The organism is Providencia sp. CIM-Carb-044 (assembly GCF_033901115.1).
In the GTDB taxonomy this organism is placed as follows: Bacteria; Pseudomonadota; Gammaproteobacteria; order Enterobacterales; family Enterobacteriaceae; genus Providencia; species Providencia hangzhouensis.
On sequence record NZ_JAXADV010000004.1, the window covers coordinates 50,773 to 72,350 of the forward strand.

The following is a 21,578-nucleotide window of genomic DNA, read 5'->3' on the forward strand; positions in this document are numbered from 1 at the left end:
CGTTTTTGTGAGCTAAGTTGTAATTAAGATGTAAATACATTGCTAATCCTTTATTAATAGGTATAGATTAAAGTAACAAACAGGTCAGACCTCTTACAAGTGGACAGGAGCTTAACTATGATCCTTCTCAGCATTGTGTTATTTCTCGCCTTAATCGGCGTACTTTGTTACCACAAAACCTCTTTAGTTTTTAGCTCAATATTATTATTGGCCTATACCGCGGTTATGGGGGTCATCAATATTTGGAGCTACTGGATGTTACTGCCAGTTGCCTTGGTTTTATTTCCTTTTGTCTTCACTCCCGTACGTCAATCGCTTTTCTCTATCCGCGCGATGAAAATGTTCCAAAAAGTCATGCCGCCAATGTCAAGTACAGAAAAAGAAGCCATTGACGCAGGGACAACGTGGTGGGAAGGTGACCTTTTCCGTGGTGCTCCAGATTGGAATAAACTGCATAACTACCCAAAACCACAATTAACCGCAGAAGAACAAGCTTTTATGGATGGGCCCGTTGAAACTGTTTGTGGTATGGTCAATGACTTCGAAGTTAGCCATGAACTTGCGGATCTTCCTCCTGAAGTGTGGCAATACCTACGTGATCACCGTTTCTTCGCTATGATCATCAAAAAAGAATATGGTGGCCTTGAGTTTTCTGCTTATGCACAGTCTCAAGTTCTACAAAAACTCGCTGGCGTATCCGGTATTCTTGCTATCACTGTTGGTGTTCCAAATTCATTAGGCCCTGGCGAACTACTACAGCATTATGGGACTGACGAACAAAAACAACGCTATTTACCGGGCTTAGCGACGGGTGAAGAAATTCCATGTTTTGCATTAACGAGCCCTGAAGCAGGCTCAGATGCTGGTGCAATCCCAGATTCAGGTGTCGTTTGTATGGGAGAATGGCAAGGTGAGCAAGTATTAGGAATGCGTTTAACATGGAACAAACGCTATATTACCTTAGCGCCAATTGCCACTGTATTAGGTCTCGCATTCAAACTTTCAGACCCTGATAAACTCTTAGGTGGCGAGAAAAACCTTGGTATCACCTGTGCGTTAATTCCAACTAATACCCCAGGTGTTGAAATTGGTCACCGCCACTTCCCACTAAATATTCCATTTATGAATGGTCCTACACGTGGAAAAGATATTTTTGTTCCAATCGATTACATTATTGGTGGGCCAAAAATGGCTGGCCAAGGTTGGAGAATGTTGGTTGAGTGCCTTTCAGTGGGTCGTGGCATTACATTGCCATCCAATTCAACGGGGAGCTTAAAAAGCATTGCAATGGCAACGGGCGCTTATTCCTATATTCGCCGTCAATTCAAATTACCTATTGGTAAAATGGAAGGTATTGAAGAGCCTCTCGCACGTATTGCTGGTAATACTTATCTAATGGATGCAGCTGCAACTCTCATTACCTCTGGGATTATGTTAGGTGAGAAACCTGCCGTTCTGTCTGCTATTGTTAAATACCATTGTACACACCGAGGCCAGCGCGCAATTATTGACGCCATGGATATTACGGGTGGTAAAGGAATCTGTCTTGGGGATTCAAACTTTGTTGCCAGAGCCTATCAAGGCGCACCTATCGCCATTACAGTTGAAGGGGCAAATATCCTAACCCGCAGTATGATCATCTTCGGTCAAGGCGCTATCCGTTGCCATCCTTTTGTATTAGAAGAAATGGCCGCAGCGCAGGACAATAACTTACATAAATTCGATAAAGCCGTATTTGGGCATATTGGACATGTGGTTAGTAACCAATTCCGTAGCTTCTGGCTTGGTTTAACCAATGGCCGTGGAAGTCATGCACCAACCAAAGATGAAACACGTCGTTACTATCAAATGCTAAACCGCCAAAGTGCCAACTTAGCATTGCTATCCGATGTTGCCATGGGTGTGTTAGGCGGTAGCTTGAAACGCCGTGAACGTATCTCTGCTCGTTTAGGGGATATTTTAAGCCACTTGTATCTCGCATCTGCAACCTTAAAACGTTATGAAGATGAAGGTCGCCAGAAAGCAGACTTACCATTAGTGAAATGGGCGGTTGAAGATTGTTTATATCAATCAGAAAAAGCGATGGATGACCTCCTGAAAAACTTCCCTAACAAATTGGTTGCCGGGATCATGCGCATCACACTGTTCCCTACTGGCCGTGCGATGTCGACACCATCAGACCGACTAGACCATAAACTGGCTCAAATTCTGATGGAGCCATCAGAAACACGCGACAGATTGGGCCGTGGGCAGTATTTAACACCTACGGAAAACAACCCTCATGGCTTAGTTAACCAAGCCTTGCTGGATATCATTGCCGCTGAACCTATTTTCGAACGTATTTGCCGCTTAAAAGAGCGTAAGCTCAGCTTTACTCGCTTAGATAAGCTTGCTGACCAACTACTTCCTGAAAACGTAATTACGCAAGAAGAAGCTGATATCTTGCGTAAAGCAGAAGCAAGCCGGTTACGGACGATCAATGTCGATGAGTTTGAGTTTGATGATTTGGGTGTACTTCCGACAAAAAAGTCACCAGATGAACCTTCAAATGAAGAAACTAGTAAGAAAAAGAAAGCGGCTTAATTAATTATTAAGTTTATTAAGTAATAAAAAAACTCAAGGAGTTATTCGCCCCTTGAGTTTTTTATTAGTGCAAATTATACATCAATTTTCTACGTACTCGGGGAGTTTGCTCGTTGTTTAGCCTCTAATATATAAGGTCGTAATTTAATTTTATTATCCCAGTCACCTAGCTTAAATTGGCAAATCTCCCTACCTTCATTTGCACAAATTGTTAGATACTCTTTTGCTTTGTCTATTTTTCCAAATTCATAAAAATAGATTTCAGAGGCGGCCTCTAACGCTAATAGACGGTAATAACCTTTAGTTTCTATCAACCTTTCCCAATATTTTATTGACTGTTCCAAATCAATCTCCATACCAACTCCGTGGTTATTAAAGTAAGCTAATCGGTATAAACCCAGCTGGAAATTAGGATCAATCATTACAGCTTTATTTAAATATTCTAAACCAATTAAACAATTTTCATCTGCAATTCGCTTTAAATTGACTAGACTTTTTTCAGAACAGGTCGAATCATCAAAATATAATAAAAATAAAAGATAATGGGTTTTGGCGTCACCTTCATCTACTTTATTTTTGAGTAAATAAAATTTCTCTGCTGTCTCAATTGGTGTCATGGCCTGAAAAAAATTTTTCTCTTCTTCATGCTTCATATTATTAGTAGAAAAAGCAAGCATCCTATACGACGGAGGTTTCACGTCACTACTTTGTAAAAAATTTTCACTGTATGAATATGAATCATATCCACTGAGAATAAAAACTAGCACAACCAATAACCATTTCATATTAACCCATTAAATACGCGATCGTTATTTGATTTTAAAAATGGTAGTGTATTTTTCATTGTAGTCATTAATACATTATTTAAGCTTATAGATGACTCACTATTAAATAATGAAATCAACTCTGCTAGTTGATTTTCAGGATGAGCTATATCTTTTTGTTTAAACCACACATCAACAATATCTGTTTTTTTTCCATCAATCCAAGTTACCTCTGATATTAATTTATGTTGATTACTATTTCCATCCACATAATCAGAAAATGAATAATTTAAGCTTATTGATGAAATACCGGCCTTACTCAAACCTAATAATTCTTCAGACTGCGTTTTACCATCACTGTTTTTATCTCGCCATAACTTAAGATATTCCCAGTGAAAATCATCATTACTAACAAATCCATCATTATTGCTATCAAAATCCATTAAGCCATCAAAGCCATTTAATGCAAAACAACCATTTTCTTTCAGATAATCACCCCCAAATAACTCACTAGAATCATTAATAATTCCATCACTATTTTTATCCATCACCAATAATGCATCACTGGGAGAAACCCATCCGGTTTTTTTTAGCTCTCCATTAAATTTAAATAGCACACCAAAATCATATGATAAAGTTTCCACTCCATTATTATTTAAGTCAATAATTAAAGGTGTTTTATAGTCCTTTGCTATTTCCTTTATTTTCTTTAAGTTTTTCTTCGGTGTTCCTGCTAATTTAATACCATTGACACCAGACTTCTCAAGAAACTCACTCACGAAGTCAATACAATTATTTGATATCAAGTTATAATTTTCATTACCATCCGAATTATTTTTGATTGAATTATATGTCTTAAATAAATTATTTAAATCATTATCAAACACAGGTCCTTGTCCCACAATTGTCAAAGATGATGCTTCTGAATACTTATTATGTTCATCGAATGAAATATTATCCGTATTGGTCAAAAAACTATTACCAGCACTAAAACCTATAGATACGCTTTCAAATTGGTTACTTTCCGGATTTATGCCTTTAAGACCAATAAACACATGACCAAAAGAAGAATCCCCTATATTTGTATTATCACCTACAACATCTATATATTGGCTATCTGGCGGAGAAACAAATATAGTAAAGCTAGGTCCTCCATAGCTAGAGAAACCATTATCATCTAATTCAAACAATCGACTATCACCTTCATTTACGCTTTGTAAATAATGTTCTGGTATATATTCTTTAACATCCATACATCCCCCCTTTTATCTCTATTAATTTTTCATATAGTTATCTATATCATTGAGATATTTTTTACATTTTTCGCTACCATTTTTAGCACCAATATCTGCATAATATCTAGATTTATCAATATTTTTTATATTTCCATCATCATCAAAAAGAGTAATTTCAACTAAGTAATCACAGACTAATACAGAATCTCTCCCTCCTTTTTTTATTATCTTATCTAGAATTAGATTTGCTTTATTTACATTTTCATTCAATACAACCCCTTTATGATAAAGTTTACTCATTTCAAATAACGCCATATTATTATCAGGATTTATATTAACTGATTCAATTAAGTAATTAACAGCTTTTTTACATATGAAATTAGGTATCGAAGGCTTAAAATCAAAATACTTGCAATTAGAATCCTTAAGGAATAATTTAAATAATAATAAATTACTATTTGAATCTCCTGATGCAGCCTTTTCAACTAACAAAAAGAAATCTTTTTCATTTCTTGGTGGTGGGTACTCATCACTAATAGATGGTTCATATATTAAATACTTACTATCATAATTAAATGATAACATCCTATATGATGGCATAATGATATCTCTTTTAAAATCATTAGCTTTACACTCTAAAAAGGCTAAGCCAAGTATAAAAATCATCAATTTCATATTATTCTCATTTAAATAAAATCAATCATTAGAAGAAAATAAATTTATTTTTACATATAAAAAAGTATTGTAAATAACCTAAAAGAGTAGTTTTAACCTTAATTAAAAACAAAAAAATCCAGCCATTTATTTAATAGCTGGACCCATTAATTTTTTGAGGAATTATTTAAATTACAACTCCAACGCCAATAATTCCTCTATAGTTTGGCGGCGGCGAATTAGTGTTGGTTTACCATTCACAAACATCACTTCGGGTAATAATGGGCGGCTATTGTAGTTTGATGACATGGATGCACCATAAGCGCCAGTGTCATGAAAAACCAGAAAATCGCCAACTTTCACCTCGGGTAAAGCGCGGGTTACCACTAAACCGCCCTCTAACTGGGTAAATACATCTCCTGATTCACACAGAGGGCCAGCGACAATAGTGTCTTTTAGTTGAGCCCCATCAACGTTACGTCCATCCGTGGGTAATACTGAAATATGGTGATAGCTGCCATACATCGCTGGGCGCATTAGGTCATTAAAACCACTGTCTACAAGCACATAGTGGCGGCTACCCATATCTTTAACGGCTCGCACTTCAGCTAACAATACGCCTGATTCCGCAACCAAATATCGGCCAGGTTCTATTTCAAGTTCAATTTTGTGCCCTAAGTGTTGTTCGATACGTTGGCGAGCGTTATCCCATAAGCTGTAATAATGCTGCACATCGATTAATTCATCACCTTCACGATAAGGGGTTGATAACCCACCACCTGCTGAAATGGCATGAAGGTCAACCCCTGCGGTTGTGACTAGCGCCACCATAGAATCACACACATCGGCAAGATGTTGATAGTCAACCCCAGAACCAATATGCATATGAATACCAACCAATGACAAATTGTAATGGCGAATTTTTTCTAACGCTAAAGATAAGTCTTCATGCCAAATACCGTGCTTACTATTTTCGCCGCCAGTATTAGTTTTTTGGCTATGACCGTGACCAAAACCAGGGTTGATACGCAGCCAAACAGGATGGCCAGCTTTTTGCTCGCCAATTTGTTCAAGCATATCAATCGAGCCAGCATTCACAGGGATATCTAACTCAGTGACTTTCGCTAATGTCGTTCTATCGAGCACATCCGCTGTAAAGACGATTTCTGAGTTTTCACGCCCAGGCTGGAACCCTGCCACCAGCGCACGTTCAATTTCCCCTAAGGAAACGGAATCGACTTTAACGCCTTGCTGCTTCATTAAGCGCAGGATATGAATATTCGAGCACGCTTTTTGTGCAAAGCGCACAGTATCAAAAACTTGTAATTGCTTGATACGCTCAATGATCACCGCGCTATCATAAACCCAAACAGGGCTACCATACTGCTCAGGTAATACACGTAAATACTCAGGGGTTAAATATTGGCTTGTTGTCGTTGCGAATGAAGTCATTGTCTTTCTCGTTTGCAAGTTTTTATTATATTAAAAGCTATTATTCAAAGAATAATACGGGAAAAAAAATATCTATTTTGCTAAAGTCTATTCATATTTGATATAGACTTTATTTAAGGACTTTTTATGCAAGCCATTTCATGGCGGCACATCGAAATATTCCGTGCGGTGATGACCACCCCCAACCTGACGGAAGCCGCTGCGCTGCTGAACACTTCGCAACCCACTATTAGCCGTGAACTTGCACGCTTAGAATACCTTTTGCAGTTTAAGTTATTCGATAGAGTCAAAGGGCGGTTACAACCTACTGCACAAGGTTTACGGTTTCTTGAAGAGGTTGAACGCTCCTATTATGGCTTAGAGCGCATTAAAAATTCAGCGGAAACCATCCGGCGCTTCGAACATGCGCAAATATCGATAACCTGTCTACCGGCTTTCGCCCAATCTTTATTACCTCAGGTTTGCCAATCGTTTATGGAAAATTACCCTGATGTCAGTATCACGGTGATCCCACAAGAGTCCCCTGTATTAGAGGAATGGTTGTCAGCCCAGCGTTACGATTTCGGCTTAACAGAGCATCTACAAATGCCACCAGGAACTGAACAACAAACACTAGGAAGTTTAAATGAAGTGTGTGTCTTACCGGCGAGCCACCCTTTAACCCAAAAAGAAGTGTTAACACCCAGCGATTTTCAAGGCCAACGTTTTATTAGCCTGTCATTAACTGACAGCTACCGTCAGTTGATTGACTCAACCTTTGCGGAACACCACGTCGAACGAAAAATGGTCATGGAAACACATTCGGCATCATCCATTTGCGCCATGGCACTAAAAGGGATTGGAGTTTCTATTGTTAACCCGTTAACTGCATTAGATTTTCATCAGCAATCAGCTGGGAAGTTAGCTCTACGCCCACTCAGTTTTTCGATTCCTTTTACTGTTAGTTTAATAAGGCCAATTCACCGCCCTTCATCACAATTGACCAATATTTTTACTCAACATTTAGAGGATAACTTTAATCAAATAAAAACTCAGCTAACTTCCGCGCTGTTGCATCAATAACTGCCAATGAGGTGAAGTTTCAAACCAATTAGCGAGATAATCAATCACCACTCTCAGGGCGGTTGGCATTTTTTGGCGGCTAGTATACACAGCGTAAATACCTAGTGGCATTGGTGTATATTCAGGTAATAACTGAACTAACTCACCCGAAGCCAAATGATTAGCAACTGAATAATAAGGTTGCATAGAGATACCCGCTCCCTGCAATGTTGCTTCAGCGAGAAATACGGATTCGTTAGCACTTAAGCGCCCATCAACTAACACACTATGCTGCATGCCTGCTTTTTCAAATACCCATAAGCTACGACCAAAAAAATTGTAGGTTAAGCAATCAAGCAAAACTAAATCTTCTGGTTTTTCAGGCTGTTTTTTTCCTTTTAAAAAGTCAGGTGAAGCACAAATGACAGAATGGCAAGTTGACAAGGGTTTTGCGATTAAACTCGGTTCCAATTGATTCGTGATACGGATTGCCAAATCAATTCGTTCTTCTATCAAATTTACCGATTTATTCGATATTTGCATATCAATAGCCATATTCGGGTAGAGCTTCATAAACTCAGAAATAGCCACAGAAAGCGCACTTTGGGCGATTGATTGTGAACAACTAATACGCACTAAACCAGATAATGCTTTTGCATCAAGCTCTTGCTGCACAGGCACCATTTGGGAAATAGCATTAAGTTGCAAAGATTGTTGATATACCCCTTCCCCTGCTGAAGTTAGACTTAATTTCCGTGTGGTGCGATTTAATAAACGTACTCCCGCCCATTGCTCCATTTCTGACAAATAGCGTGTCACCATCGCTCTAGACATATCCAGTTTTTCTGCGGCTCCACTTAGGCTGCCTTGTTCAACGATAGTAATAAATACCTCAGCCGCTTTTAATCTATCCATACCATTCTCATTTGACCGAATTATGCAACAAACAACACCTAATTATGGGGTTTTTCATCTCATCATTGCAATTTAGTATACACGACATGCAAAACAAACTTTTCTGTATAACTTCATTTTAGGATACAACATGAAATTGACCTTATTAGCGGCAACCGCGCTATTTGCCACAACGATAAATCTGGCCCAAGCTGAAACACTCACACTAGATGTTTATAACCCTGGAAATAACAGCGTATTTCCAGTTTCCTCTGAAATAATTAGCGGTTCAAGTGAAGTGGTGTTGATTGATGCACAATTTCAAAAAAATGATGCACAACAATTGGTTGATAAGATTAAAAAACTCAATAAAAAATTAACTACGATTTACATTAGCCATTCTGACCCAGACTACTATTTTGGGCTAGATACCCTAACAAACGCCTTCCCAGAGGCTAAAGTGATCGCAACAGCAAACACAGTTGAAGCCATTAAAGCCACTAAAGATGGCAAGCTGGCTTACTGGGGCGGTGTATTAAAAGATGAAGCCCCTGCCCATGTTATCGTCCCTGAAGTGATTAAAGGAGACTACTTCACCGTTGATGGCGAAAAACTTGAAATTAAAGGCCTTGATGGCGTGTCACCAGATAGAACTTATCTCTGGGTTCCATCATTAAAAGCCGTTGTGGGTGGCGTTATTGTTTCTGACAATATTCATGTTTGGGTAGCGGATACCCAAACAGAAGAGTCACGCAAAAATTGGCTGCAAACATTAAAAGACATCAAAGCTCTGAACCCAGCAACCGTTGTTCCCGGCCACTTTACGGGGGCGTCTAAATTAGATGTAGCGACGGTTTCTTTCACTCAAAAATATTTACAGGACTTTGAAAGTGCATATAAAACAAGTAAAAACTCAGGTGAGCTCATCCAAAAAGTTGCAGCGAAGTATCCACAATTAGATGATAAATCAAGCTTAGAACTTAGTGCAAAAGTCATTAAAGGCGAAATGAAATGGCCTCAGTAATTAAGTAATATTCACTATTTCAGCCAGTTGCGCGGTATGTCCCGTATCTACACACTGAATGACTTACCTAAAACAATTTGGCTGATTTAACTAGATGACAGTGGTATTAATCTTTTGATGATAATGATACAACTTAATTCAAATTACTTAAAAATAGCAAATAAAGAGAACGATTATGAGTAACATCACCCTACACTATATTTATGACCCTTATTGCGGCTGGTGCTATGCCGCTGCGCCTTTAGTCGAAATTGCCAAGCAACACCCAAGTATCAACATTGAAATGCATGGTGGTGGCATGCTAGCAGGTGACGCTCGTCTACATTTAGATGATAATTTTCGCCAATATATTCTGCAATCCGATAAGCGCATTGCATCAATGACAGGGCAAGTGTTTGGCGATGACTATATAAAAATGCTACACGAACCTAATTTGGTTATGGACTCAACACCACCGCAAACCGCTATATTAGCGGCAACCAAGCAAGGCAAAGGCTTTGAAATGCTTAAAGCCATTCAAAAAGCACACTATATTTCAGGACGCCATATTAAAGATACCGCGGTACTTCTTGAGCTCGCCAAAGAAATTGGCCTCGATGTAACCCAGTATGTGTCCGACTACAGTGAGTGTGAGCAACATGAAACTGCGGCCCACATTGGAACAAGTAAGGCTCTGTTAGCGCAGTCAGGTGCATCCGGTTTTCCAACACTGTTAATACAACAACAGGATAGATGGTTGCGTGTTCCATTACAAAATTACCTCGGTGAGCCGAGTAAATGGCAGCAGTTTTTAGACTCTCTAGTAACAGCAGCGTCTTAACAACTACAACTCCGATTTTTACTCACCCCTTTCATGCATGCACGTATGGTTGTCTTTTAATTTAATATTCAATTATTGATAAATACAACCATATGCTAGCACTAATAATTAGCGCAGGGCCAAATGGGATCGTCTTCGTTTTTTTAGCTATTTTTTCCCCAGATAATGTCTCAGGGTAGGCCTGATTCGCCTGTTGCTTCTTTTGATATATTTTAGGCAATAACCCATAGATTACCCAATATTGTAATAGCCCTACCCCTGCGGCAGTCCCCAGAAAGTAAGGAAGCTGCCAAACCCCAAGCCAGGCAGAACAAGCGGCAACGAGTTTAAAATCCCCCCTCCCCATTTGTGGCTGAGACGTTTGTTTTTCAACCAATGTCACCACCATAAGCATTACTAAGTAACTGATCAGCACCGCGTAAATAGCTGAAACCACATTCCCATTTGGCAAATGAATTTGATATAACAGCCCCAACCATAATAATGGGTATGTAAGAATATCAGGGAGATAACCTATTTTATTATCAATGATGAATAATGGAATTATCAAATTAATATATAGTGTTAAAAATAAAACCATATATAAACCATCAGACGTCCAATATATTATAAAAATTAATAAGCCATATATTAGAAGTAGAATAGTATTTTTAATAAAAATTTTTGATTTATCAAAAAAAACAACTGGTAAATAAACAAGCAGCTTTTTAGTCGAGAAAAAAGAGATTAACAACATAATCAAAACAGAAAAAATACAAACAAAATCAAACGGATTTGTAAATTTCTCATTTTGGCATGATAATATAAACTGCTCAGAAGGTGAAATAATAGATATAGCTGATGATATAAAAATACAGATTAGTTCCCTCATATTAACTCCTTATTCCTTTATGGAGATAAAAATAAATATACTGTGAATTTCCGATGCCCCCAACACTTTAATTCCGTAGAGTAGAATCGGTTTATTCGAATATCAGTATCCCCTAGTGGACTTCATCACAGTTTAAGATGTCGCTAATGGCACAGACATACTATAAAAGGCCTGTATTTCGTTATAAACTAGGTAGCAGCGCTTGAGTTTAACAATTCAACCCCCATATTCATCAAAGTTATATTATTTATTAACCCAGTTTGTACTAAGGAAAAGCTATGCGCATTCCACGCATTTATCACCCAGAGCCTCTTCAAATAAATACAACAATTTCTCTTGGTGATGATGCCGCAAACCATGTCGGCCGGGTGCTACGCATGACTGCAGGCCAAAAACTCGAACTTTTTGATGGCAGCAATCAGACCTTTAGTGCTGAAATTACTGAAGCAACTAAAAAAAACGTATTCGTACACATTGAAAATAGCCAAATTGATGATAGAGAATCCCCGCTCGATTTGCACCTAGGGCAAGTCATGTCTCGTGGGGAAAAAATGGAATTTACCATCCAGAAATCTGTCGAACTCGGAGTTAATACAATAACACCTTTATTATCAGAACGTTGTGGTGTTCGCTTAGATGGCGAACGACTCGAAAAAAAATTACTACAATGGCAAAAAATTGCAATTGCAGCCTGTGAACAATGCGGCCGCAATCGAATTCCAGAAATTCGCCCAGTGCAAACCCTTGAAGCCTGGTGCACCGAGAATGACGGTGCGTTTAAAGTCAATTTACACCCACGGGCGACAGAAAGTATTAATACGCTACCCACTGAACTAAAGAAAGTACGATTGTTGATTGGCCCTGAAGGTGGCTTGTCAGCAGACGAAATTGCCATGACAGCAAACTATCAATTTACCGATATACTGTTAGGGCCTCGAGTATTACGAACAGAAACGACTGCGCTAACCGCTATCACAGCACTGCAAGTGCGCTTAGGTGATCTGGGGTAAGGAGAAAAAATGATCAAGCTCGGTATAGTGATGGATCCTATTTCATCCATCAAAATCAAGAAAGACACCAGTTTTGCAATGATGTTGGAAGCTCAGCGTCGTGGTTATGAAATCCATTATATGGAAATGAATGACCTGTATTTACACCAAGGTGAAGCTCGCGCACAAACAAAAATCGTGACGGTCGAAGAAAACCCTGAAAAATGGTATGAATTTCATGGCGAACAAGATATCGCCCTAAGCTCACTTGATGCCATTTTAATGCGTAAAGACCCGCCTTTTGACACTGAATTTATCTATGCGACTTATATTTTAGAAAGAGCGGAACAAGCCGGCACCCTAATTGTGAATAAGCCGCAAAGCCTACGCGACTGTAATGAGAAATTGTTTACGGCTTGGTTTGCTGAATTAACACCGGACACATTAGTCACTCGCAGCCCACAAAAATTGAGAGAATTTCACCAAAAACATGGCGATGTCATTTTTAAACCACTCGATGGTATGGGCGGCGCTTCGATTTTCCGCCTCAAACAAGATGACCCAAATGTGGGTGTGATTATTGAAACGCTAACAGAACATAGCTCCCGCTACTGCATGGCACAAAACTTCCTGCCAGCAATTAAAGATGGTGATAAACGTGTCTTAGTTGTTGATGGTGAACCCGTTCCGTATTGTTTAGCACGAATTCCAGCTCAAGGCGAAACCCGAGGTAACCTTGCTGCGGGTGGCCGTGGGGAAGCGCGTCCATTAAGTGAAAGTGACTGGGCCATTGCGCGTGCTGTCGCGCCAACATTAAAAGAAAAAGGCTTAATTTTTGTTGGTCTTGATATCATCGGTGACCGTTTAACTGAAATTAACGTGACCAGCCCAACGTGTGCACGGGAAATTGAAGCCGCATTTGATATCTCCATTACCGGTATGTTAATGGATGCCATTGAACGCCGTCTCAATAAATAATTTATAGCAGTGGTTTATTCTTACTGATGATTTTTATTTTTTCCATGCAATATATTGTTTTTACAAGAGATATTACCTCACGCGATATATTGTTTTCAAACGGTAAAAGTCATCAGTTTTATTTACCACCTTATAGTTTTGCCTTTTATTGTGTTCTATCAATTGTTTTTAAATTTGCTGGAGTCTAAGTTTGAATCTGCAAAACCATTTTCTTATCGCCATGCCATCCTTAACAGACCCTTATTTTGAACAGTCGGTCGTTTATATGTGTGAGCACAATGAAAAAGGGGCGATGGGGATCGTGATTAACAAACCTATTGATGACTTTTCTGTCGATACGATGCTCAAAAAACTCGAAATTACGATTTCAGATAAAATTGATAACCGTAATTTAAAAAAGCCCGTCATTGCGGGAGGCCCTGTTGCAGAAGAACATGGGTTTATCTTACACACACCAATTAAAGGCTTTTTATCTAGCCTGCATTTAAATGATGACGTTATGGTGACGACGTCAAAAGATATCTTAGAGACTTTAGGAAGTGAGCACTCGCCTACCAACTCATTAGTGGCGCTAGGTTATGCAAGCTGGGAACCAGGCCAACTTGAGCGTGAAATTATGGAAAATAGCTGGCTAACCGTTGAAGCTTCTCCTCAGCTTATTTTTGACACACCCATTCATGAACGCTGGAGTGCCGCGGCTAAATTAATTGGTGTTGATATTCATACAATTTCAATGCAAGCGGGGCATGCTTAATGTCTGGAAGAACTTTGTTAGCCTTTGATTTTGGAACCAAAAGTATCGGTGTAGCGGTTGGGCAAGAAATTACAGGTACTGCACGACCACTAACCTCACTAAAAGCCAGTGACGGCCGTCCTGATTGGCAACAAATCGAAAAGTTACTTAAAGAATGGCAACCTCAGTTGGTTATTGTCGGCCTTCCCCTTAATATGGATGGTACCGAGCAACTTGTTACAAGCCAAGCCCGTAATTTTGCAAATCGGATTCATGGCCGTTTTGGTGTTAAAGTCGAATTACATGATGAACGTCTTTCCACGGTTGAAGCAAAAGCAGGCCTTTTTGAACAAGGCGGTTATCGAGCACTAAGCAAAGGTAAAGTTGATTCAGCCTCTGCCGTGGTGATCCTTGAAAGCTGGTTTGAACAACAGATGTAATTATTGCGTATTTTGCGTGGTTATTTTTAGCTTAACCTCACGCCATGGTGCCGTTCTGATGTAATTTGCTTTACACTATGGTCTACAGTCGCTATTCATGTATGACATGAATAAAATAGTATTGAATAAACCATATTGAATAAAATAATGACCATTCAAAATAATATCTCTGATGTCACCGCGCGTATTGAGCATGCTGCCGCAGAGTGTCAGCGCTCACCACAGGACATTACGCTACTCGCGGTAAGTAAAACAAAACCTTGTGAAGCTATTTCAGAAGCCATTGAGGCAGGTCAGCGCCAATTTGGTGAGAATTATGTTCAAGAAGGTGTTGAGAAAATTCAATATTTTTCACATAGAAATGACCTTATTTGGCATTTTATTGGCCCATTACAGTCAAATAAAAGCCGCCTTGTCGCTGAACATTTTGACTGGTTTCATACCTTAGACAGAGCGAAAATTGCTCAGCGCTTAAATGACCAACGTCCTAGTGAAAAATCCCCTCTCAATGTGCTAATTCAAATTAATATCAGCGATGAAAACAGTAAATCGGGTATAACACTAGCAGAAGTCGCAGAACTTGCTGCACAGGTCGCTACTATGCCAAACCTAGTGTTACGCGGCCTGATGACGATCCCTGCGCCTGAAACGGATTATGAACGCCAGTGTGCCGTGTTTCATCAGATGAATGAGGCATTTGAACAATTAAAAACCACTTATCCCACGGTTGACACTCTTTCAATGGGGATGACTGACGATATGCGTGCAGCAATCCATTGCGGTTCAACACTTGTTCGCATAGGAACCGCTATTTTTGGCGCGCGCCAATATCACCAATAAATAGGAGAACAGAATGCAACATCGTAAAATTGCTTTCATCGGCGCCGGAAATATGGCTCACGCCATCATTGCTGGGCTGGTTAACCATGGTTACCCTGCATCGATGATCACAGTGTGTTCTCCTACACCTGTGCGTCGAGATAAACTGGCTGAACAATATGGCATTATCAGCAGTCATGATAACTTAGCCGCTGTTAAAGCTGCGGATGTGATTGTCCTTGCCGTTAAGCCGCAAATGATGAAAGAAGTGTGTGAACCACTGCAAAATGCGGCTGATTTTGAGCAAAAATTAGTCCTAACCATTGCGGCTGGGATCCCAGCAGAACGTTATAACGACTATTTCGCTCATTCGCTGAATTTAGTACGCATCATGCCAAACACGCCATCATTGGTGGGAAAAGGCGTTAGTGGATTATTTGCTCAAAGGAAAGTTTCAGAGCAAGACAAACAATTTGCACAAGAACTGATGCAAAGTGTCGGCTCGACGATTTGGTGCCAACAAGAACAAGAAATCAATAACATTATTGCTATTACTGGTAGCTCTCCTGCCTATTTTTTTCTATTTATGGAATCAATGCAGCAAAAAACAGAGCAACTCGGTTATGATAAACAACAAGCTAGAGAGCTCGTTCTTCATGCGATTGAGGGGGCTGTAGAACTTGCTAAGTCACAAAATGACACGGCTTTTTCGACTCTACGTGAACAAGTCACCTCTAAAGGCGGTACCACCGCGATGGCTTTAGAGCAATTTTATAATGGAAATCTTCCGCAGATTGTTGCCGATGCAATGCAAAGCGCAATAAACAGAGCTGAAGAAATGGAAAAACTTTTTTAAATTAATCGCGGAACTCACCATGCAGACCTTAGTATTCGTCGTTACTACCCTGATCCAACTGTATATTTTTGTATTACTGCTGCGCGTATGGATGCAGTGGGTGCGTGCAGATTTTTACAATCCCTTTTCGAAATTTGTTGTCAAAGCAACACAGCCTATCGTCGCACCATTGCGCCGAGTCATTCCTTCTTTTGGCGCGATAGATACCGCTTCAGTGGTTGTGGCATTTATTTTATCCATTGCAGCTATTATTTTTGGTATGTGGGCGACTAACTTGCTCCCTATTTTAGGCATAAGTATTTTACCTATGGGGCTGATTTTATTATTAACCTATACCGGTAAATTGATTTTTTGGATGATTTTAATCCGTGCAATTTTAAGCTGGGTCAGCCAAGGCCGTAATCCTGTAGACTATTTATTATACCAATTAACAGAACCTTTAATGGCGCCAATTCGTCGTATTATCCCTGCTATGGGCGGGTTAGATTTCTCCGCAATGATTGTCATGTTTATTTTAATCGCGCTGAATTATCTGCGTGTTGATATCTCACTGATGATTGACCCATCATTGACTGCAATGATGTATTCCATTGGTATTATGTAAAAACGAGTTTTAAATAATGCAAAAAGTTGTTTTAGCCACCGGTAACCCCGGGAAAGTGAATGAGTTAGCTGACCTACTACGTGATTTTGGGATGGATATCGTCGCACAAACCTCATTAGGTGTTGAATCTGCAGAAGAAACAGGCTTAACCTTTATTGAAAATGCGATCTTAAAAGCACGCCATGCAGCAGCACAAACCGGGTTACCCGCAATTGCTGATGATTCAGGAATTTCTGTTGATGCACTCGGTGGCGCACCTGGCATTTACTCTGCACGTTATGCAGGGGAAGATGCGACCGATGAGCAAAACCTGATAAAATTACTTGAAGCAATGAAAAATGTGCCTGACGACCAACGTCAGGCTCAATTCAACTGCGTTCTAGTCTATTTACGCCATGCAGAAGACCCGACGCCATTGGTTTTTCATGGTCGTTGGCACGGTGTCATAACTCATGAACGCAAAGGCCAAGGCGGCTTCGGTTATGACCCAATATTTTATGTTCCTGAATTAGGTTGCACCTCAGCAGAGTTAACAAAAGCAGAAAAACAAGCCGTTTCACATCGTGGAAGAGCCCTCACAATGATGTTGGATGCGCTGAAGAATGCTTAAATTACCCCCGCTGAGCCTGTATATCCATATCCCCTGGTGTGTGCAAAAATGCCCTTATTGTGACTTCAACTCACACACACTTAAGGGGGAAATTCCTCAGCAAGAATATGTGGCACACTTATTGGCCGATTTAGACATTGATGCAAAATTAGTTGCAGGGCGTTCGGTAAAAACCATTTTTATTGGGGGTGGAACGCCCAGTTTATTAAGTGCTGAGTCAATGCAAGCGTTAATGGATGGCGTACGTCAGAGAGTTGATTTAGACCCTCTCGCAGAAGTCACCATGGAAGCAAACCCCGGCTCTGTTGAGGCTGACCGTTTTGCAGGTTACCAAGCAGCAGGAATCAACCGTATTTCTATTGGCGTACAAAGTTTCGGTAATGACAAATTAATCACTTTAGGGCGTATTCATGGCGCTGATGAAGCGAAACGCGCCGCTCAGTTGGCCACTAATCTTAATTTAAGAAGCTTTAACCTCGATTTAATGCATGGGTTACCTGCGCAAACTCAAGTTGAAGGTTTATCTGACCTGCGCCAAGCCATTGAGCTTGCACCTCCGCACCTGTCTTGGTACCAATTAACCATTGAACCCAACACTCAGTTTGGCTCACGTCCTCCGGTATTACCCGATGACGATACACTGTGGGATATTTACACCGAAGGCCATAAATTATTGAGTGCGGCAGGTTATCAGCAATATGAAACATCCGCCTATGCTAAACCCGGTTACCAATGCCAACACAATCTCAATTACTGGCGCTTTGGTGACTATTTAGGCATCGGTTGTGGTGCTCATGGAAAAATTTCTTTTGAAGATGGTCAAATTTTACGAACCGTAAAAACAAAACACCCTCGAGGTTATATGGAGGGGCGTTATATGCACCAATCCTATGATGTTGATGCCTCCGATAGGCCATTTGAATATTTCATGAACCGCTTTCGCCTGCTTGAAGCTATGCCTCGCGCTGAATTTACCCAATATACAGGGTTACCAGAATCAACAGTTAGAGCGGCTATTGATGAAGCCTTAGCTAAAGGCTATATCACAGAAACCGTGAATGAATGGCAGATCACAGAGCATGGAAAATTGTTTCTCAATTCCCTATTAGAGTTATTTTTAGGTGAAGAGTAGCGGTTATTCGATTTATTTATAATATCATTTCACTTATAAATTAGATGAAAGCCCACTTTATTTGACGTGGGCTTTTGTTTAGAGATAAAAATGAAATAGACAAGAATAACAATTGAGGTAATACATATTGCCACCATCAATAAGACAGTGGCAGATATCAGTTACAGTGCATTAACTACCGCATTAACTTGTTCAGTTAAGCTAACTAAACCACCACCTGACAAATACCATAAGTCAGATTGCAGGTAAGTAATTTTGCCGTCTTTATAAGCTTTGGTTTCTTGAATATTGCTGTCTTCAAATACCGTTTTATCCAGTTTACCTGCACCAATCGCTTCGCTACGGTCAACAATCAGGATCACGTCTGGATTCGCTTGAGCAATAGTTTTGGTATCCACAACACGGCGTTTTGCTTTATCTGCACTTTCATCAACCGGTAGGTCAGCGCGTTGCGCTTTCACAACGTTGTAAACAACGGCTTGGCTATTTGGAATTAATTTGCCGTCATTATGCATCAGTACTAAAACTTTCTTATTGGAATCAGCCGCTTTCTTCTGGGCGTCTGCGATGACTTTATCTAATTGAACCAACTGCTCATCAACCGCTTTTTGGTTACCATAGAGCTCACCAATCACACCAATGTTGGCTTTTACAGAATCAATATAGTGCTTGCTATCAGAGCCTAAATTGATGGTGGGTGCAATTTTTGATAACTCATCATAAGACTTACCTTGACGACCCGTGATCACAATCAGGTCAGGTTTTAATTGCGCGATTTTGGCTAAATCCGGTTGTTTCATTCCACCTGCATTTTCCATTGATGCAGGAATGCTGCCTTTTATATAAGCGGGAGCATTGCCAGTGGGTAGTGCAACAACCTTGTCACCTAAGCCGAGTTTTTGCATTGAGTCATAAACACCGAAATCAAACAGAACCACTTTTTGTGGTTTTTTCACGACTTCAGTTTCACCTGATAGGTGTTTGATCGTCACTTTTTCAACACCTTGTGCTGTAACCGCATTTGGCGTGAAAGTGGTAGATTCAGCGCTGAGAGCGAAAGGCGCAGAGAATGACAACACAGAAACAAGCAGAGCAGGAATGAACTTTTTCATTTAAATGATCCCAATTTAGTCATTAAGCCAAACCCGCATTGTAAAGTGAGCAGCTTAGATGTCAATCAAATAAGAATCAATTTCATTTTCATTCCCATTAATGGAATTAATATCACACAAATTGATGATAGAGATAATACAGATAAAATAAAAAAACAGTAATGTACAAAAAATACATTACTGCTCATAAGGTTATTGTGATTTTAGTGCTATCAGCTACTTTTGATTGAATTAAGTAATGAGACGCGTTGTTGCTCTATTGAGGTTACTTTAGAACAAACTTGTTGGCCAAATTGCTGGAAGCTTTTCTCTTGTTTTTTCCATTCAGATTCGAGCTCTTGTTGTAACCCGCCTAAGTTCCCTAACATACCTTGTAGCGCTTTATTAGCATCACCACCCGATAATAATTGCTTGCGCCCCATTTCGTTGATGCTGTCTTGTAAAATGCCCCCCAAGCTTTCATTAACTAGCTCGCGTCCTTTCGCTTCAACAGTTTTCATGGCTTCATGGTGAAATACATAACCATTAGGGCGAGTCTCAATAATTTGATTGATTTGCCCATTAAGCTCTTTTTCTAGTTTTGTTAACCGGTTACGGATATTGCTATCGCTACCAACCACTTTAACGACAACTTTGTCTATCGTTTCCCTTGAAGTTGATAATTTTTTTTCTGATTCTTGTTTTATCCAAGGTAAATCCTGACGGATAGAGGCTTGGTAACGAATAGCTTGCTGCTTTTGGGCCTCTGTTGCAGCAACATTTTTACCGTTAAGCGTGATATCACCATTTGGCGTAATTTTTAAATCGCCACTTGCACCAATAACTTGCACACTTTCAGGTGTCATAACGATGTCATCCTTTGGTGTTACAGAACAGTTATAATCTGCAGCTTGGCTCGTCGCACAAGCAAGGAGTGAAAATGCAATTAATGTACGGCGTAACATAAAATCTCCTAGTAGAGCATTAATTAAAAAACAGAACGCCCAATTCGTTTCGATAATAACTCTAAAGCCGCACAGCCGACTAAAGAGTTCCCCGCCGAGTCTAGCTCAGGTGACCAAACCGCTACGGTAAATTGGTTTGGAACCACACAAACAATACCGCCACCAACACCAGACTTGCCGGGCATTCCTATCCGAAATGCAAACTCACCAGAACCGTCATACATACCACAAGTCATCATTAATGCGTTGATTTGCCTTGATTGTAGTGGCGTGATGATGGGGTCAATGGAGCAAGATGACATCCCTTGCGATGTTAAATAGGAAAAACACCTCGCTAATTCAACACAGTTCATACTTAGAGAGCAATAATGAAAATAAGTTTCGAGAACCGTTAAAACATCATTTTCAAAATTCCCAAAAGATTTCATAAGATAAGCAATAGCTGCATTACGACTGGCGTGTTCCAATTCTGAGCGAGCGACAACCGTGTCATAACTGATATCCGGTTCGCAGGACAACTTTCGGACAAACTCTAGCATGCGCTGTTTAGGTGCGCTTAGACGTGATTGCAACATATCAGCAATAACAATGGCTCCCGCATTGATAAACGGGTTTCGAGGTATCCCCTTTTCCATTTCAATTTGAATTAACGAATTAAAGGGTAGCCCTGAGGGTTCTTTACCTACGCGGCTCCAAATTTCCTCTTCCTCATAACGTGTCATTGCAAGCGTGAGGCTTAATACTTTTGAAATAGATTGAATTGAAAAACGTTGATATGCGTCCCCTGCGGTGAAAATATCACCGTCAATCGTGGATACCGCAATGCCTAAATGGTGGGAAGGTACGCAACCTAAAGCAGGAATATAATTTGCAACACAACCTTGCCCAATCAGTGGGCGAACTTGGTCTAGGATATCGTTGAGTAGCTGGTTAGAAAACATGGCGCTCAAAACGTTGACTCCAGATAGTATTTGCAACAGAAAATAAAGGCACCCAATTTTTGGATGCCTCTTCAAGCGACTG

General features: G+C 40.0%; 22 protein-coding genes. 13 read left to right on the forward strand and 9 right to left on the reverse strand.

Annotation, left to right across the window (positions count from 1 at the left end; translation table 11 throughout):
• The first annotated feature begins 117 nt into the window (after window positions 1-117).
• A complete protein-coding gene (gene fadE, locus SJ312_RS09695; RefSeq protein WP_198633783.1) occupies window positions 118-2,583 on the forward strand; it encodes an acyl-CoA dehydrogenase FadE in 2,466 nt (821 codons plus the stop codon).
• Between the two features lie 89 nt (window positions 2,584-2,672).
• Here fadE and SJ312_RS09700 read toward each other — a convergent pair whose 3' ends face one another.
• The 4 genes from SJ312_RS09700 to lysA all read right to left on the reverse strand — a co-directional run bounded on the left by SJ312_RS09700 (window position 2,673) and on the right by lysA (window position 6,688).
• Entirely contained in the window at window positions 2,673-3,368 is a 696-nt protein-coding gene (locus SJ312_RS09700) for a hypothetical protein (RefSeq protein WP_094962040.1), read from the reverse strand.
• Window positions 3,365-4,600, reverse strand: a complete 1,236-nt coding sequence (locus SJ312_RS09705) for a hypothetical protein (protein WP_319867546.1) — start codon at window positions 4,598-4,600, stop codon at window positions 3,365-3,367. The genes SJ312_RS09700 and SJ312_RS09705 overlap by 4 nt, the downstream gene beginning before the upstream one ends.
• A gap of 21 nt (window positions 4,601-4,621) precedes the next feature.
• Window positions 4,622-5,257 (reverse strand): hypothetical protein, encoded by a 636-nt coding sequence (locus tag SJ312_RS09710; protein WP_096864767.1) that lies wholly within the window; start codon window positions 5,255-5,257, stop codon window positions 4,622-4,624.
• Between the two features lie 171 nt (window positions 5,258-5,428).
• Entirely contained in the window at window positions 5,429-6,688 is a 1,260-nt protein-coding gene (gene lysA / locus SJ312_RS09715) for a diaminopimelate decarboxylase (protein ID WP_319867548.1), read from the reverse strand.
• A gap of 126 nt (window positions 6,689-6,814) precedes the next feature.
• On the opposite strand from lysA, the gene SJ312_RS09720 reads away from it, so the two are divergent.
• A complete protein-coding gene (locus SJ312_RS09720) occupies window positions 6,815-7,750 on the forward strand; it encodes a LysR family transcriptional regulator (RefSeq protein ID WP_094962044.1) in 936 nt (311 codons plus the stop codon).
• On the opposite strand, the gene SJ312_RS09725 is transcribed toward SJ312_RS09720, so the two are convergent.
• The gene (locus tag SJ312_RS09725; RefSeq protein WP_094962045.1) at window positions 7,724-8,644 is read right to left on the reverse strand and encodes a LysR family transcriptional regulator; all 921 of its coding nucleotides are present in this window, start codon (window positions 8,642-8,644) and stop codon (window positions 7,724-7,726) included. The genes SJ312_RS09720 and SJ312_RS09725 overlap by 27 nt on opposite strands.
• 130 nt (window positions 8,645-8,774) lie before the next feature.
• On the opposite strand from SJ312_RS09725, the gene SJ312_RS09730 reads away from it, so the two are divergent.
• Window positions 8,775-9,647, forward strand: coding sequence for an MBL fold metallo-hydrolase (locus SJ312_RS09730; RefSeq protein ID WP_153673751.1), 873 nt, complete (start codon window positions 8,775-8,777; stop codon window positions 9,645-9,647).
• Window positions 9,648-9,822: 175 nt separating this feature from the next.
• Entirely contained in the window at window positions 9,823-10,467 is a 645-nt protein-coding gene (locus tag SJ312_RS09735) for a DsbA family protein (protein ID WP_004264718.1), read from the forward strand.
• A 61-nt stretch (window positions 10,468-10,528) separates the two neighbouring features.
• On the opposite strand, the gene SJ312_RS09740 is transcribed toward SJ312_RS09735, so the two are convergent.
• On the reverse strand, window positions 10,529-11,338 hold the full coding sequence (locus SJ312_RS09740) for an A24 family peptidase (RefSeq protein WP_319867552.1): 810 nt from the start codon (window positions 11,336-11,338) through the stop codon (window positions 10,529-10,531).
• Window positions 11,339-11,616: 278 nt separating this feature from the next.
• Here SJ312_RS09740 and rsmE point away from each other — a divergent pair, with 278 nt between their 5' ends.
• The 9 genes from rsmE (at window position 11,617) to hemW (ending at window position 18,499) form a co-directional block, all read left to right on the forward strand.
• Window positions 11,617-12,348 (forward strand): 16S rRNA (uracil(1498)-N(3))-methyltransferase, encoded by a 732-nt coding sequence (gene rsmE / locus SJ312_RS09745; RefSeq protein WP_004264709.1) that lies wholly within the window; start codon window positions 11,617-11,619, stop codon window positions 12,346-12,348.
• 9 nt (window positions 12,349-12,357) lie between these two features.
• Entirely contained in the window at window positions 12,358-13,305 is a 948-nt protein-coding gene (gene gshB, locus SJ312_RS09750; RefSeq protein WP_004264707.1) for a glutathione synthase, read from the forward strand.
• Window positions 13,306-13,495: 190 nt separating this feature from the next.
• Complete coding sequence (locus SJ312_RS09755) at window positions 13,496-14,059, forward strand: YqgE/AlgH family protein (protein WP_036958900.1); 564 nt, start codon at window positions 13,496-13,498, stop codon at window positions 14,057-14,059.
• Entirely contained in the window at window positions 14,059-14,478 is a 420-nt protein-coding gene (gene ruvX / locus SJ312_RS09760) for a Holliday junction resolvase RuvX (protein WP_004264697.1), read from the forward strand. Before SJ312_RS09755 ends, ruvX begins: the two co-directional genes overlap by 1 nt.
• Before the next feature lie 147 nt (window positions 14,479-14,625).
• Window positions 14,626-15,318 carry a YggS family pyridoxal phosphate-dependent enzyme gene (locus SJ312_RS09765; RefSeq protein WP_319867555.1) on the forward strand — a complete coding sequence of 231 codons (693 nt, stop codon included), beginning with the start codon at window positions 14,626-14,628 and terminating at the stop codon, window positions 15,316-15,318.
• 13 nt (window positions 15,319-15,331) lie between these two features.
• On the forward strand, window positions 15,332-16,153 hold the full coding sequence (gene proC / locus SJ312_RS09770; protein ID WP_319867557.1) for a pyrroline-5-carboxylate reductase: 822 nt from the start codon (window positions 15,332-15,334) through the stop codon (window positions 16,151-16,153).
• 19 nt (window positions 16,154-16,172) lie between these two features.
• Complete coding sequence (locus SJ312_RS09775; RefSeq protein WP_004264688.1) at window positions 16,173-16,757, forward strand: YggT family protein; 585 nt, start codon at window positions 16,173-16,175, stop codon at window positions 16,755-16,757.
• Window positions 16,758-16,773: 16 nt separating this feature from the next.
• Entirely contained in the window at window positions 16,774-17,367 is a 594-nt protein-coding gene (locus SJ312_RS09780) for an XTP/dITP diphosphatase (protein WP_094962051.1), read from the forward strand.
• On the forward strand, window positions 17,360-18,499 hold the full coding sequence (gene hemW, locus SJ312_RS09785; RefSeq protein WP_319867560.1) for a radical SAM family heme chaperone HemW: 1,140 nt from the start codon (window positions 17,360-17,362) through the stop codon (window positions 18,497-18,499). The genes SJ312_RS09780 and hemW overlap by 8 nt, the downstream gene beginning before the upstream one ends.
• Window positions 18,500-18,660: 161 nt before the next feature.
• On the opposite strand, the gene SJ312_RS09790 is transcribed toward hemW, so the two are convergent.
• From SJ312_RS09790 to glsB, 3 genes are all read right to left on the reverse strand, one after another.
• A complete protein-coding gene (locus SJ312_RS09790; protein WP_004264683.1) occupies window positions 18,661-19,611 on the reverse strand; it encodes a siderophore ABC transporter substrate-binding protein in 951 nt (316 codons plus the stop codon).
• A gap of 212 nt (window positions 19,612-19,823) precedes the next feature.
• A complete protein-coding gene (locus tag SJ312_RS09795) occupies window positions 19,824-20,555 on the reverse strand; it encodes a DUF2884 domain-containing protein (protein WP_136134823.1) in 732 nt (243 codons plus the stop codon).
• 23 nt (window positions 20,556-20,578) lie between these two features.
• Window positions 20,579-21,505, reverse strand: a complete 927-nt coding sequence (gene glsB, locus SJ312_RS09800; protein ID WP_094962054.1) for a glutaminase B — start codon at window positions 21,503-21,505, stop codon at window positions 20,579-20,581.
• Between the last annotated feature and the right edge of the window lie 73 nt (window positions 21,506-21,578).